General features: G+C 47.0%; 15 protein-coding genes and 1 pseudogene. 11 read left to right on the top strand and 5 right to left on the bottom strand.

Annotated features, from left to right (window positions below):
- Window positions 1-196: 196 nt before the first annotated feature.
- Window positions 197-883 (top strand): annotated as a pseudogene (locus DXA54_RS19710) (transposase); the annotation flags it as partial.
- On the opposite strand, the gene DXA54_RS19715 reads toward DXA54_RS19710, so the two are convergent.
- Both DXA54_RS19715 and DXA54_RS19720 read right to left on the bottom strand, forming a co-directional pair.
- Window positions 855-4,403, bottom strand: coding sequence for an Eco57I restriction-modification methylase domain-containing protein (locus tag DXA54_RS19715; protein WP_004311263.1), 3,549 nt, complete (start codon window positions 4,401-4,403; stop codon window positions 855-857). The pseudogene DXA54_RS19710 and the gene DXA54_RS19715 overlap by 29 nt on opposite strands.
- A 195-nt stretch (window positions 4,404-4,598) precedes the next feature.
- On the bottom strand, window positions 4,599-4,763 hold the full coding sequence (locus tag DXA54_RS19720) for a hypothetical protein (protein ID WP_005651720.1): 165 nt from the start codon (window positions 4,761-4,763) through the stop codon (window positions 4,599-4,601).
- Between the two features lie 301 nt (window positions 4,764-5,064).
- On the opposite strand from DXA54_RS19720, the gene DXA54_RS19730 reads away from it, so the two are divergent.
- Both DXA54_RS19730 and DXA54_RS19735 read left to right on the top strand, forming a co-directional pair.
- Complete coding sequence (locus tag DXA54_RS19730; protein WP_032849094.1) at window positions 5,065-5,268, top strand: helix-turn-helix domain-containing protein; 204 nt, start codon at window positions 5,065-5,067, stop codon at window positions 5,266-5,268.
- Between the two features lie 12 nt (window positions 5,269-5,280).
- Window positions 5,281-5,574: a helix-turn-helix domain-containing protein gene (locus DXA54_RS19735; RefSeq protein ID WP_004311261.1), complete on the top strand. Its 294-nt coding sequence runs from the start codon at window positions 5,281-5,283 to the stop codon at window positions 5,572-5,574.
- A 64-nt stretch (window positions 5,575-5,638) separates the two neighbouring features.
- Here DXA54_RS19735 and DXA54_RS19740 read toward each other — a convergent pair whose 3' ends face one another.
- Both DXA54_RS19740 and DXA54_RS19745 read right to left on the bottom strand, forming a co-directional pair.
- Window positions 5,639-6,850: a site-specific integrase gene (locus DXA54_RS19740; RefSeq protein WP_008768946.1), complete on the bottom strand. Its 1,212-nt coding sequence runs from the start codon at window positions 6,848-6,850 to the stop codon at window positions 5,639-5,641.
- Between the two features lie 19 nt (window positions 6,851-6,869).
- A complete protein-coding gene (locus tag DXA54_RS19745) occupies window positions 6,870-8,099 on the bottom strand; it encodes a site-specific integrase (RefSeq protein WP_004311259.1) in 1,230 nt (409 codons plus the stop codon).
- Window positions 8,100-8,305: 206 nt separating this feature from the next.
- Here DXA54_RS19745 and DXA54_RS19750 point away from each other — a divergent pair, with 206 nt between their 5' ends.
- From DXA54_RS19750 to DXA54_RS19785, 8 genes are all read left to right on the top strand, one after another.
- On the top strand, window positions 8,306-8,605 hold the full coding sequence (locus DXA54_RS19750; RefSeq protein WP_050428298.1) for a tyrosine-type recombinase/integrase: 300 nt from the start codon (window positions 8,306-8,308) through the stop codon (window positions 8,603-8,605).
- The gene (locus DXA54_RS19755; protein WP_008650634.1) at window positions 8,602-8,871 is read left to right on the top strand and encodes a hypothetical protein; all 270 of its coding nucleotides are present in this window, start codon (window positions 8,602-8,604) and stop codon (window positions 8,869-8,871) included. Before DXA54_RS19750 ends, DXA54_RS19755 begins: the two co-directional genes overlap by 4 nt.
- A 27-nt stretch (window positions 8,872-8,898) precedes the next feature.
- The gene (locus DXA54_RS19760) at window positions 8,899-9,219 is read left to right on the top strand and encodes a helix-turn-helix domain-containing protein (RefSeq protein WP_004310981.1); all 321 of its coding nucleotides are present in this window, start codon (window positions 8,899-8,901) and stop codon (window positions 9,217-9,219) included.
- 5 nt (window positions 9,220-9,224) lie between these two features.
- Window positions 9,225-10,457: a DUF4373 domain-containing protein gene (locus tag DXA54_RS19765; RefSeq protein ID WP_008650637.1), complete on the top strand. Its 1,233-nt coding sequence runs from the start codon at window positions 9,225-9,227 to the stop codon at window positions 10,455-10,457.
- Between the two features lie 11 nt (window positions 10,458-10,468).
- The gene (locus DXA54_RS19770) at window positions 10,469-10,699 is read left to right on the top strand and encodes a hypothetical protein (protein WP_004310979.1); all 231 of its coding nucleotides are present in this window, start codon (window positions 10,469-10,471) and stop codon (window positions 10,697-10,699) included.
- Window positions 10,696-10,965, top strand: a complete 270-nt coding sequence (locus DXA54_RS19775) for a hypothetical protein (RefSeq protein WP_004310978.1) — start codon at window positions 10,696-10,698, stop codon at window positions 10,963-10,965. The genes DXA54_RS19770 and DXA54_RS19775 overlap by 4 nt, the downstream gene beginning before the upstream one ends.
- 216 nt (window positions 10,966-11,181) lie before the next feature.
- On the top strand, window positions 11,182-11,814 hold the full coding sequence (locus DXA54_RS28590; RefSeq protein ID WP_008650646.1) for a hypothetical protein: 633 nt from the start codon (window positions 11,182-11,184) through the stop codon (window positions 11,812-11,814).
- A 609-nt stretch (window positions 11,815-12,423) separates the two neighbouring features.
- Window positions 12,424-12,603: a hypothetical protein gene (locus DXA54_RS19785; RefSeq protein WP_008650648.1), complete on the top strand. Its 180-nt coding sequence runs from the start codon at window positions 12,424-12,426 to the stop codon at window positions 12,601-12,603.
- Between the two features lie 620 nt (window positions 12,604-13,223).
- On the opposite strand, the gene DXA54_RS19795 is transcribed toward DXA54_RS19785, so the two are convergent.
- Complete coding sequence (locus tag DXA54_RS19795) at window positions 13,224-13,700, bottom strand: HU family DNA-binding protein (RefSeq protein ID WP_004312083.1); 477 nt, start codon at window positions 13,698-13,700, stop codon at window positions 13,224-13,226.
- Window positions 13,701-13,902: the final 202 nt, after the last annotated feature.

Consider the following 13,902-nt stretch of genomic DNA (forward strand, 5'->3'; position numbering starts at 1 on the left):
ACAACCAAACCTCAAAGTGTAAAAGGTGCATTTCTTCGAATGCTTACCACCAATCATTAAAACAGGGATATTCCTAAAATAATAAAATTTAAGGCAACTAATTCATTGCGAGTTAGTTGCCTTTTTTGTATCTTTAAGCATTCCCCCCAAAAAACGGTTTGACGGCCAAAACGGGGGTAATCTAAAATAAAAACACATGGTAAAGATACAAAAAATCTCAGAAATCGAACCTCGTTTAGGTTTTACCGAGTTCGATATGCTAAAAAAATATCGTCAAAGTTTTGCAACGAGTGAATTAGGTCGCCTCCATGCTCTGTTTCCTTTCTCGGAACTGGCCCGACAAATGCATTTGAAGTCCTCTGCTTTGGGTCGTAAAAGTTATTTTTCTCCCGAAGGTAAAATAGCCTTGATGGTCTTGAAGTCCTATACCAACTTTTCCGATGCACAACTGATTGAGCATTTAAACGGTAATATTCATTACCAGTTGTTTTGTGGTGTTCAGATTGATCCGCTTCATCCACTAACCAATCCTAAAATCGTTAGTGCAATTCGTCAGGAACTAGCGCATCGCCTTGACGTTGAGCCCCTCCAGCTCATTCTTGCCGAGCATTGGAAACCTTATCTTGAGAACCTTCATGTCTGTATGACCGATGCCACCTGTTATGAAAGTCATCTGCGTTTTCCTACTGATACCAAACTCTTATGGGAAGGTATTGTATGGCTTCATCGTCATCTGTGCAAACATTGCCAGACCTTGCACATACAACGTCCCCGTAACAAGTATCTTGATGTACGCCGTGCCTATCTTGCTTATAGCAAACTGCGTAAACGCAGGAAATCACAGACTCGTATGATTACACGAAGGTTACTTCAGTTATTGGAAAATTCAATACTGCCAACAGATAATCCAAATGATCGCCTGTCATAATATAACAGGCATTGTTCATTACATAATTGTTGGCATCATATGCAAAAGCCATTTGGTTTCCGATTATTTTCCATACAATTTTTGGCTTAGAAAAATCCTCCCAATAACTGATGCTATCTTGTGTTTCAAACCACTCGTTACTAGTTTTCTTTCGGGCTTTTATTTTTTTGCCATTAACAATATGAGTTTCTCCTGTTTGTTCTAAACGCTCTATGCCAATTGACAGAAGATAATTTTTCACCGCAGGATAACTTTCTATATCATAATGCCGCGAAGGAAATGTGGCTATAATCCACAAGTCCGCCCATTCATATTCATATCTCTTGATATCCCTGCCACGAAGAATCGGTCGTATAAGTTCAGCCGTCCGAACACGTTCATCTTCTGTTTGACAATTCGCTAGTATCTCATCACGCTTTTCGGTAGAAATGATAAAAGCATCATTGAAACCAGTTTTTATCCCATAGTTGATTTGGATGTTCCAATCCTTCAAGGGTATTCCCACAGACTCAATCTTCTGCTTGATGCTCTGTTCAATGGGAGACAATATCACCCATGGGATAGAATCTGCAAAGTTACACTTCACGCCTTGTTGCTGCACGAAATCGCTCAAATTATTCAAGCCATTCGAATCTTGTACCAAACAAGCTTGTGTGTTAAAAATATTTGCTGCTTTTTGAGATAAAAGAATATTTGCTTCTACCGTTATTGCATCGAATATTTTTATACCTGCAAAATCTACCAACATAATAGGATTGGTCTTGCTTGCGAAATAACCTCGCAAGGCTTCACCATACCCTGCACGCATCCATTTATTAGACGTGATATAGCAAAGAAAACCATTGGGAGTAAGCAGGTTCATACCCAACTCATAGAAGAGGCAGTAAATATCACCAGTGCGTGCATAAGTTATGTAACCCATGCATTCTAATACATCGGCACTCTTACCCATAGATTGTAACTGAATGTAAGGTGGATTGCCAATGATACAGTCAAATCCCAAGAAGTTGCCTTCGGCATCGAGTACTTCTGGAAACTCTATACGCCATTCGAATGCACCAAGATAAATTTTGTTGGAGCGTATTTCCTCAAATATATTTTCTAAAGTCGCAATTTCTTTCTTTAAATCGGCAATGCGCTTGTCCGACGCTTTCTTTTCCTTTTTTGTCGGTTCAAACAGTTGAGGCGCTTGTAAGTTTGCCAACTCAGAGCGGCGTTTGTTCAATCTAACCAATCGTGCATCCCGGCGGTTGATCTCTGTTTTCAGTTTCGACTTGATTTCTGTTATAAACGTTTCCAAATCCTGCTTTTCGCTTTTACTTTGGGCATTTTTATATTTAGCTACAGCCTCCTTATATTGGCTGATGCTGATACTAGACTCTCGCAGTACGGTCTGAATACTGTCTGTCAAAGCGAATCGGTGAAGCAAAGAATTTCCACATTTGATGTTAATGTCGATATTTGGTAAGGTTTCTAAATAAGTGTAATTACTTTCAGCCGTATAGTAAGCATTCTTCAACAATTCAATCCACAGTCGTAGGCGGCAAATCTTCACAGAGTTGGGGTTAATATCAACGCCAAATAAACAGTTCTCAATGATTTGACGCTTCTCCTTGAAAAGAGTTTCCTGCATGCGGCGACTTTCCGCATTGAGTGGGTTGTAAGCAAATAAATTACCTTCGGTATCGGTAACAATCAGCTCGTCATTTTCAATGGCAAGTTGATAGTCCGCTTTGCGGATACGCTTACCGGTAGCATCTACCAAAATACCTAATTCGTATTTCAAGAGTATCAGTTCATTGAGAGCAGACACAAGAAAGTGACCCGAACCAACAGCTGGATCACACAGTCGCAAACTGTTAATTAGTTCATTAGCTTCGACTATATTGTCAATATGGTTGTATAGTTCTATACGGGTGGTACAATTCCAGCCATAATAACCATTAAACTTTTGCAACACGGTCTTGGTGATTGCTTCACGGCACATGAACATAGTGATAAAGCCTGGAGTGAATACTGAACCATCCTTGTGACCATTTATTTTCTCGAATATAAGCCCTAAAACAGAAGCATTGATGAGTGTTTTAGCCTCTTCTTGCACTTCTTCACTGCCTTCGCTCGCAAAGTTATAAGCGTCGAGAAAAGCAAACAAATATTGCAGGGTGGGTAATGCGTTGACTTGTAGATTGCGTTTTTTATTTCGTAATACGCTACTCGCCAAGACAGGAAGTACCGTACGTTGTGAAAGGCTGTTTATCTTAATTGTTTTACTTTCCAAATCTGTCACCTCGAAAAGAGAACTGTTAAGATAGGGAACGTAAGCAAAATCACGCATAATGGAGTGTGTGCGGCTGCCCATGTCACGTGCAAGCACTTGGAAAAAGAGTGTGTTGAGATCATCATAGTCATGAATCTTAGTTATTGAAAGAAATTTATAGATTGCATCTCCATTGTGGTATTTCAACATCTGAGCCTCCAACAGTTTCAAGAAAAGGATACGATTCATCCAAGTAATACACAATTCCATTGCAACATTGAATAACCGTTCCTCATAATCATTCCCATACAAACGACCATTTATGTGACGCAAACAATCTTCTGCATCCAGTTGGTTAATAGTATTCTCTAGTAATGAAGCCTCGTCACGCCGTTCCACAGCTTTGCGTACAATCACGGTTTTATTATTCTCTTTGCGTTCCTCAATACCAATAATGTGTAGCAGCTCAGTGTAGAATCCACGGTTGAGCGAATTGCTGTCATTTTGGAACGATAGCTTCAAAAGATGTGTATCGCTGAATATCTTATAAAGTTCGATAAGTTTGCGTGAAGCGCTACTGTCTGTTCTATCAAGCAGGTGTTGATAGTCTTGTAAGTTGAAGTAAGTGTATTCAAGGCTATCTTTCACCTCCTCAATATAGGTTGTTGCAATTTCAGTATAGAAGAAATCGGTTTTGTTACTGGTTTTGCGTCCATCCACAAAGTCTTGAAACTCACGACGTAATTGTTTGTTCTGATAGAATTTGCGTTCAAACTCATGGGCATCAAAAATAAAGAATTCATGAATATTAGTAGCGATGAGATATTTAATATCATTGTTCTTCTTATTGACACGTTCTTTAAGATAGTATAGCAATAATTCCTGCAAAGCCTTACGATTAAGATTGTCATTAGAAATCATCTCACCTTTGTTGGTGGTACTCTTTACTTCAATCAATAACCCTATATTGGACTTGATAGTTTTATCCAATCGGATAGCCAAATCAATATCTTCTTCGGGAGCCATGTAGTATGGCTTGTAGAACGTTTCACTCAGAAAATTACGTAAATGTTCTTTTTGCGTGTGTTCTCTTTGCCCATCCACAATATTGTCTCTCAATGTGCGAAGGGCATTTTTGAATAAGTCAAAATCTGTTGTTTCAATCGCAACCTGTCTATATGCTTTGTTCAAAACTTGATTCGGTTTGAGTAGTCCCATAATGTTTGGTAAATGAGTTAATAAAATACAAAGGTAGTCTAAAAACTTGATAATAAAGAATGAACGTATTGGTTTAACGAAAGTTTGTTCTACTGCCAGCCATTATCAACAAACAATAGCAGCAGTAGATTTGACATGATTCTACTTATTATATTGTAATAGCCAGCCAAAGTAATCTTTTCACATCCGGATCTATCACAGGTTGGATAAGTTGTTAACCTGAAGGTAACCGACCTGATGGTATAGGAACAGGAAGAAGTCTGTAATCATGGCATTTACCCGGATAGAGAAGCCACATTTTTTATTGCCGGACTTCCGGCATTGCCTCATCCATGTGTGAAAAGGAGTTTTTTCTTTCACCACAACGTTCCTTTCACATACCCAAAGGGGGTAGTGGATCCAGACCTGCTTCGGCTTTCTTTTTCCTTCCCATATGACAAAAACCGACTATCCATGACTATTCCTGCCAGTGTGCCGGTCGTGCTTGCCTCTCATGGTTTCTTCCCTTATATTCGCACTGATATTTAAACGAGTTGAAAATATGGAAATATGCTACATCGAGGCCGGTGTCCTTGAGAGGATGCTGGCGCGCGCCGAGAACCTGTCCGCACGTGTGGACAGATTGTATGAGAGAAACCGCTGTAAGGAACCCGGAGAGTGACTGGACGGCCAGGATGTCTGCCTGCGCCTTGACATCTCGCCGCGTACCCTGCAGACTCTCCGCGATACCGGACGGCTGGCGTTCACCCGCCTCCAGCGCAAGTTCTATTACAAGCCCGGGGATGTGGAGAAGTTGATGGTCTACGTCGGCATCAGACGCAAGGAGAAGGAGGTGAGAGAAAGAAGGAAGAACGGAAACCTTTAAAGAGCGGAAGAGATGGAAGGCATTATCGACAAGGAGAACGAACGTGTCCGCAGGTTCTTTGCCCTGCTGGACGACATGGAGAAAAAAGTGGAACGTCTTGCCCGTGACAACCGTCCTCCCTTCAACGGGGAACGGTTCCTGACCGACAGGGAGCTTTCCGGGATGTTGAAGATCAGCCGCAGGTGCCTGCAGGATTACAGGGACCAAGGACGGATTCCCTATATCCAGCTTGGCGGGAAGATCCTGTACAGGCAGTCGGACATCGAGAGGCTGCTGGAGGAGAACTATCACCCTGCATTGGTATAATATCGTATTTAAGTTTAAGGATTGTCGCCGGAATTGCATTTACGATTCCGGCGGCAGTTTTTATTTAGCCTGCGGCTTCCTTGCCGGCCGCGGGCTTTCTTCTTTCCATCAGCCGGTTCATGTCCGAGGATATCTTCCGGTCGGTGACCTGGGCGTAGACCTGCGTGCTGTCGATGTTCGTGTGGCCCATCATCCTGGCGATGCTCTCTATCGGAATACCTGCGGTCAGTGTCAGGGTCCCGAACGAATGCCGGGCCATGTGGTAGGACAGGTTCTCTTTCATGCCTAATGCCACGCCCATTCCATGTGCCTCATACCAGAGGACGTCGCGGACCGGCAGCGGGAATACCGGCCTGTCGTCATCCGTGGTGTTGTAAAGCTCCAGTATCTGTCCGGCTATGGGATGCAGCGGGATGAACGCCTCCACGTCCGTTTTGGCGCGGCGGATGCGGATATACCTTCTTCCTTCCGAAGTCGTTCCGATGTGACGGGGATGGAGAGCCCTCGTATCCGCGTAGGCCAGACCGGTCAGCGAGGAGAAGATGAACGTCCTGCGTGCCAGCTCCATCATCGGGTCGGGCAGCGGGGTTTCCATCATCCGCTTCAGTTCACTGCGGCTGATATGCCTTAGTTTAGGTGTTTCTTTCCTCTCGTATGCCACGTCCTCTATCGGATTGCCTCTTAGTATTTCCCGGTCCACGGCGATGTAGATGAGCCGGTTGAGCCAGCACAGGCAGTGGTTCACGTGTCCGTTCCTGTGTCCCAGCTCCTTCTTGAGAAAGACCTTGAACGATTCGGCGAACTCCTCGGTGATGTCCGAAAAGGCGATGTCCTTCATCCCGCGGGATTCGATGAACTGCCTGAGGTTGAGCTGGGTGGTCTTCGACTGGCGGTAGGTGGAAGTGGAGTTGATCTCCTTGGAGCGGACCCTGAGCCGTTCGCGTTCCACCTCTCCGGCCTGCAGGAGGTATTCCGGTACGGAATTGGCGCCTGACACGGTGGTCTTGAGCAGTTCGGCCGTGACCACTCCCTGGTTCCTCAGCAGGTTCCCGTACGCCTCTTCCAACCGGCTGCGGAAGGCGGCAAGGCGGTTGTTCTCCCTGGCTGTTTTGATTTCACACTTCTTGCTGTCCCAGTCCCCGGGTTTGCAATAGACGCCTGTCGTGACTGCCGATTTCTTTCCGTCGATGCTGATCCGGCAGAGGACGGCGGTCGTGCCGTCCGATTTCACCTTGTTACGGTTGATGTAGAATAAGAGCTTGAATGTACTGCGCATGATAATGATTGTTTAGGGATTAAAGGATAAGTTTCAAATCGCGGGTTGCCTCGACGAACCTGTCCATGTCCTCGAACAGCTTCTTCGGGGTTACGCGCGCGTATATCTGGGTGGTCTTTATGTTGGAGTGTCCCAGCATTTTGCAGATGGTCTCTATCGGCACTCCCTCCTCGAGCGTGACCAGCGAGGCGAAAGAATGCCGTCCCATGTGGTAGACAAGGTCCTGGCTCAGCCCTGCCATCAGGCGCAGGGATTTCATATTGGCCCTGAGCGTGTGGTAGTCCTGCGGCGGGAAAAGAGTCTCGCGGGTATCGTCCCGGTATTTCTCAATCAACGCGACGGCTTCCGGAAGCAGCTTGACACGTCCGAGGTAGTCGGTTTTCTTTCGCTGGTATTTCAGCCAGAGGCTGCCCTCGTCATCCCGGAAGAGGTTCTTCCGGGTGATGCTTACCGCATCGGCATAGGCGGTGCCGGTGTAACAGGCGAAGAGGAAGAGGTCCCGGGTGATGACATGTGACCTGCGTTTTTCCGGTATCTCCAGATCACGCAGCTTCTCGAAATTCTCACGGCTGAGTGCTTTCGGTGTTGTCTCCTTCTGCTTGGGCAGCTTGAAGTGGCAGAAATGGTATTTCTCCGAGTGGCCCTCCTTGTAGGCGATGCGGCAGATCTTTTTCAAGATGGCCAGGTAGCCGCGAAGCGTGTCCACGGCATATCCCTTTTCCAGAAGGATGAAATCCTGATAGTCGCGGATGAACTGCTCGTTGAGCTGCCCGAAGACAAGGTCCGGAACCTTGAATTTCGCCTTGATGAATTCGGAAAGCGTGCGGTAGGTGAAGAGGTAGGTCGAGAGTGTGGTGGGCGCACGGTCCACACCGACACGGGCCTTCATTTCCCCGTTATGCCGGTCGAGAAGTTTGAGCAGGGTCATCTGCATGCCCGCATTGCCCTGGAACATGTCCCTGACCGCGGCGGCATCGAAATCCCTTTTTCTTTCCATGAGGGAATTGAAGGCCGAGTGTACGGCAAGCAGCAGTCTTTCTATTTTTTCATTGGTCTCCACCGCTTCCCGGCTCTTGCCGTTCAGCCGGCTCTCACGCGCGTTCCACAGCCCGGGGGTGCAGGAGAGCTTGCAGCTGAACTGCGCCATCGTGCGGTTGAGGGTGATCCGTCCCATGATCGGGGCTTTGCCGGTCTTGTCCGGCTCGCTCTTTTTCAGGTAGAGCAGCACCTTGAATTTTTCCACTTTCATAACGCTCTTTTTTAGGTTGTAAAAATACTCCTTTGAAAAGCGTCCTTTGGCATGCAAAACATTGAGAAACAGTGAATACAAATCCGCTTTGTTCTTATCGGTAAAAATTCGGTTACCTGCCGTCGTTTCCGAAACAGGCGGCTAACAGTCTGGTAACTGAAACGTCGCAATATTTTGTTTTCTTTTGCAGGTCTGTCTGTTCTGCAATTCTCGCAAAATGCTTAATTATAAACGTTTTACGTTTAATTATCGTCATTCTGTTTTTTATTGCATTTCTAAATATTACTTACATGGCCCGACACACTTTTGCCACCACTATCACCCTGTCTCACGGCATACCGATTGAAACTGTGTCAAAAATGTTGGGACATACCAGCATCAAGACGACGCAAATCTACGCTAAGATTCTGGACACGAAAGTCATGGACGACATGGCGGCCCTCAAAGAATTGTACACCAGAAAGGAATCTCAAAAATCACCAGATAATAAAGCCGTAAACGGATGAAAACAACCGCAACCATCAGCCAGGAAGAACTGGAGCAGAAAGCTGTCGATAGCATGATAGCATACGAGAAGAGCCTCATTTCCGGACAGGAAATGAAGGATGCAGTCACCCGCGCGCTGCATCACTACGCCAACAGGGAAGGACACCGGGAAATCGTCCTGAAAGGGTGGATTATAAAAACCATCTACGCCCTCGACAGCAGCCAACTGAAAGACCTCGACCGGGTAGCTTTCACCTGCATGGATAAACAGCCGGTTAACCCCTGATAATTAACTCACATAAAAAACAAAATCATGAAAACAGAAACCAACAGCATGAGAATCGTGAAACCTGAAAAGGAATCTGAAAAAGCAGTCGTGGAACCCCAAAAGGAGAAAGCCACCGGAAAACCGAAGTACAAACCCGTGGAACCCGTCACACTCGAAACTGTTCCGGAAGATGCCGTGTTCATCCGCTCCACGGATGTATGCAAATTGCTCAACATCAGCAACTCAACGTTAAGGAACATGCGTGCGGAGCACGCAATCCCATTCTACAAACTGGGTGGGATATTTCTCTACAGCAAAGAAGAAATCATGAATTACCTCGCATCCAATTACAGTAGAAGAATCTAGCGAAAATGGCAAAAACAGGATTATCATATTATCAGGCGGAAACCGACCGCTTTCAGGACATCAAGGTAAAACGCCTGAAGAAGCGGTACGGCTGCGAAGGGTATGCAGTGTACCAGTATATCCAAAACGAGATATACCGGGTTGAAGGCTGTTATATCCGTTTCACGGACGACCAGCTTTTTGATGTTTCCGAATACTGGGGCATTGAAGAGCAACGGGTAGAAAAAATCATTGAATATTGCACGGAAGTGGAATTGTTCGACACCATTACCTGGCATACGAATCATGTACTTACTTCCGTAGATATTCAGCAGAGATATCTCGAAATCTGCCGGAGAGCCAAGAAGAAGATTGTAATACCGGAAGATATACGGCTTGTCGAGATACAAGACGTGGCTTCCGGTGTGACAGGTGCGCCGCTACCTCTTTTCTCCGGTCAGGAAATTGAGACGAAAACCGGAAAAACAGTTTATGGTTCTCCCAAACTGGATACCGGAAAACAGACCGCAACCGATATCGGAAAAGAAACCGTAATCACTGCCGGAATATCTTCCGGCGTCATTATTCCGCAGAGTTCTGCGGAAATTCCGGAAACTCCGCGGAATTCTGCGGAAAAACGGCACAAAGAAAAAGAAAGTAAAGAAAATTCCCCCTCTATCCCCCGGACTATTCCGCCGGCAAGGGATGATGAGGACAAAGTTTCACTCTCTCCGGACGGGAATAGGGGAAATGTTTCCGCAGAATCCTGCGGGAAACGTCCGGAACATGGCGAAGAATACCGTTTGAAGTTGCAGCGGCTGGGTGAAACCTGCTACAATCTGGGGTGTTCGAAAGGAGATATCCGTAAGGTTCTGATGATAGAAAATATTGCCCTGGACGACAGCCCGATATGGCAACTGATTGAAGAGTTGAAGGCGAGCGGCGGACGTTATTCGTTCACCGGAGAGGTGTTGCCCGCCTTGTGGGGACTGGTGAAGACGGGACGCCTGCGGATGATGGAAGAGCATACGGATGAGGTGAAAGAGGGCGTTCATAACGTCAGGCAGATGCTGTCGGGTATCGGCGTGCCGAGCTACGACATGGACGAATTATGCGGAGAGGCGAAAGGCAAAGAAGATGTCCTGCAAGAGGTTATACGGGAAATACGACGATCGAAAGGGCGGATTCTTTCGGTGAGCTGTTTCATCAGGTCACGGTTGAAAAAAGCGAAGAAAAACGAATTGCAAAAAACGGCGTAAGCCACACAGTTATGAGTGAAGATAAAAACAAGACGCCGCTCTACTACCCCCGCAAAATGCGTACAGGGTGGTGCGTGGCGCACGAAGTGACAGCCGCGGGCGTCACTATCGAGAGATACGGAATACACTGCCAGACGTATGCGGAAGCATACCGACGGGCGGAAGTGATGAACCAGCAGCAACAGGCGCAAGCCCTTCAACCAGCCAACTCTGACGGCAAGAGAGGGGGTGAACGATCATGAGCGAAAAAGTAAGCACGATCACCTTGCGACTGACAGCCGAAGAAGCCGCCCAACTGGAGATACTCAAAGACATCATTGGGAAGAAGAGCGGGAGCGAAGCGATTAAATACGTCGTCAAGGAATACCCCCGTTTCTGTACCCACTACAAGCAGGAAGCGAAGGAACACGGAGAACTGAAACGAAAGTATCGGGAGCAGGGCGAAGCAGTGCGGGGTTTTCTGTCGGCACTCGACAGGTTGGAGAAAGCGGGCAGGGAGAAAGAGTAGGGGGAAACGATTGCTAGCAAAATACGCTCCGGAAGATCTTGGCCAATGAAATATTTGCTAGCAGATGTTTCCGGATCGTGTACTCGAGCTGCGTAAAAGTGCTAGCGGATTCTTGTTCCCGGTTCGTTCCGGAGCAACTAATTTGCTAGCAATTAACGGGGATATCAGGTTGATGGAGCCGGGATCCCGACAGGTATGTGATAGCAAGTGAAGGTAATGGGCAAGTGCCGAACCAAGCGGATTACTTTCGCGAGCGGCTTATCGTCTGATTGCTCACCGTGCCGCCGTGTGGTTCGTGGCAATGCGTGCAGCGGGAATACCGCCGCCCACACAGCCCCGTCCCCCGCAGCAGCACTCCGTCAGTGTTTAATAGCAATATTCCTTCACCGGCAGCGTTTCTCGGACGGGCGGTGTTTCTGTGCACCGTGCCGCTTTCCTTGCTTTCCCGTAGCCACCCAATGGGCGCAAAGAAAGCCGCCCTCTGACAGTGTTTCTATGGAACGTTCTTGGGGGAAGTCTTCCCAAAAGTTACTCCTGTGTGTAACAGTCGAGGCTGGCAAAGTGGGTGATTACGGAAGTTACTACCGCCTGACGCATACGGCTCCGGCTTCCGCTCACACCCCGGCACAGCCGGACTACAAGCGACAGCCTATGCGGTGGAAACCCTTGCGGAAGGGTATCCCCTGCGGAACGGGTGACAGCTGTGATGCCCGGTGCGGTTTCGCTCCGCCCGGCACTAACGCCGGGACTATGGCGAGAATCCGCTACCTCTTTTCGGCTGACTATAGGAACGGAAGTGTTAGCCAGGAGTGCAGCCCTGCGGTGCGGGGTTCCCGGGTTTACGGTTGAGCAAGTTTGTATTGTGGAAGTAAGCACCCTTCGCCGTCCTTCGGGCGCGTACAGACGTGATGCTGCGTGCGCCGTGACAGCAATTGTTTTCCTTCCGTCTTCCTTTTTGGGGGACACCCAAAAAGAGACCGGCAGAAAAACAAAGGGGTAGCGATATTCAACATAACGGGTCATTATGCCCGCACGCCTTGCCATTCAGGCAAGTCGGGTGCATAATGCGTGGTTATGTTTAATATGGATTGTTTTATTTTTCCGCCCCCAGGCGAAAAAAGCCATGCGGAGTGGAAACGCCACCACTATGGCGGCAAGCCGCCACCCCGACCACCGCCCCTTAGTTACTTCTGCCACTCCCGAGCCGTGCGGTTTTCTGACCTGTTGCGGGTGTTTGTGCTTCCTGCGGGTTGCGCCTGGCGGCGTGCCCGGCTGACTGTTTACGCCTTTCGGAACATTGGAAATTCCCGGCGGTCGGCTTCGCCGTCCGCTCCATGAAGCGGGGCGAAGCGCCCCGCCGAAAAGTGCAAATAACAAATCCGTGACAATCGGGCAAATGTCACAAAATAAAATAGTAAAAAACGTAAGTTCTCAAAACTTATATTAAACAGAATAGAAATGAAAGAATCACATACAGGTATTGGTATCTGCCGTTGCTACCAATGCCGAATGAAAAAAAAGAACTGCAGCACATCGGGACGTAAATCGCTCAAACGGGCAATCAACAAGTTTCGCCGCAAGCAATTGAAGTTAGACAAAGTAACCAGGCACAATCACTTCGGCGGATATTGGGCCTAAGACTAATACATGCTTTTATCCGCCCCACACTGCACAGGAACACATTTTTTTCCTTTTTTCATCTACCTCTCCAAGGGCATGGATGAACGGCAGACAAGAAATTTCAGATAAAAATACCGCACGACGTAGGAGCGCAGGATATTTTTATCTGAAATAGCGTAGCGGTTCTTGACTGACGGACGGCCGTGACCTATCTTTGTAGAAGAAAAGAGGAAAAATACGCTGTAAAACAGCAAACTTATCATTTATACTTTCCCGTCACTTTATAGATAATTGCGTTTCTGTCTGTGTCATTCTGTTTATTTACGGATAGAACCATACGGGAATAAAACGTAAAAACTCCCGAAAACAGCCGGAAAAGAAGCAAAAACGTACTTGAAACCCTTCGAGTTGTTTTCAAAAATTCATCAGACGTTTTTTTTATTTCGTCAGACGTTTTTTGAAAAACTCCTGATGTTTTCTATGAGACTTTCAGAAGCATATTCCGTTCACCAAATACCCGCAAATGAAAAGCCCGGTGAAATGATTTCTCATTCATCGGGCTTTTTCCTTGGTTTGTTTGCGATGTACGAAACGAGGATAATGCGCTAGCAGGCGTTTTCTTCGTTACCGGTCATTGTTTAAGCTGCCGGGTCTGGAGCTTCTCCGCCGCCTTCGTCAGGTTTCGGATTTGGTTTCTCATCTCCTCCTTCGCCATCTTCGTTCGCTGCGCTTGCTCCTGCCTTGGAGAAAGAATACATTGAAACGGCTTCCTTGATTTCAGCAGAAGGAACATAGATGACACGTGCTTTTTTCACACTGCTTGCTCCACACTTGCTGGCATCCTCGGTACCTTTACCGGAAACGGAAGGACGGAATGAACCGAGATCTCCCAGGCGGACGGGTGAACCGTTTGCGAGGTTGCGCTTGATAACGACCATCAATGCGTCAAGAACTGCCTTGATGTCAGAGCCGGTCAGTGTACAACGGTCTGCGATCTGGTCAACGATTTGTTTTTGTTTCATTTCCGGAGCGAGCACTACCTGCGCATAGTATTTTGCTGCAGCGGCTTTGTCCTGCGGATTCTTGCGCAAAGCGGGTTTGATTGTAATTGCCATGTTAATTAGTGTTTTAATGATTAATAATGTTGCAAATCTACATATACGTGCGTGGGCGTGCGGACGTATGTTCTTATCTGTGATGATACGTGTTTCATCATACGATTATGTACATGAAAAAAGGGCTGCGGTTTGTATTCCGCAGCCCTCCAAACAGGGGTTTTCACTCCGATCGTAAAGTTTACTCCTTAATCGTTTCTCT

The sequence above is a fragment of the Bacteroides sp. OF03-11BH genome (assembly GCF_003604005.1).
In the GTDB taxonomy this organism is placed as follows: Bacteria; Bacteroidota; Bacteroidia; order Bacteroidales; family Bacteroidaceae; genus Bacteroides; species Bacteroides ovatus.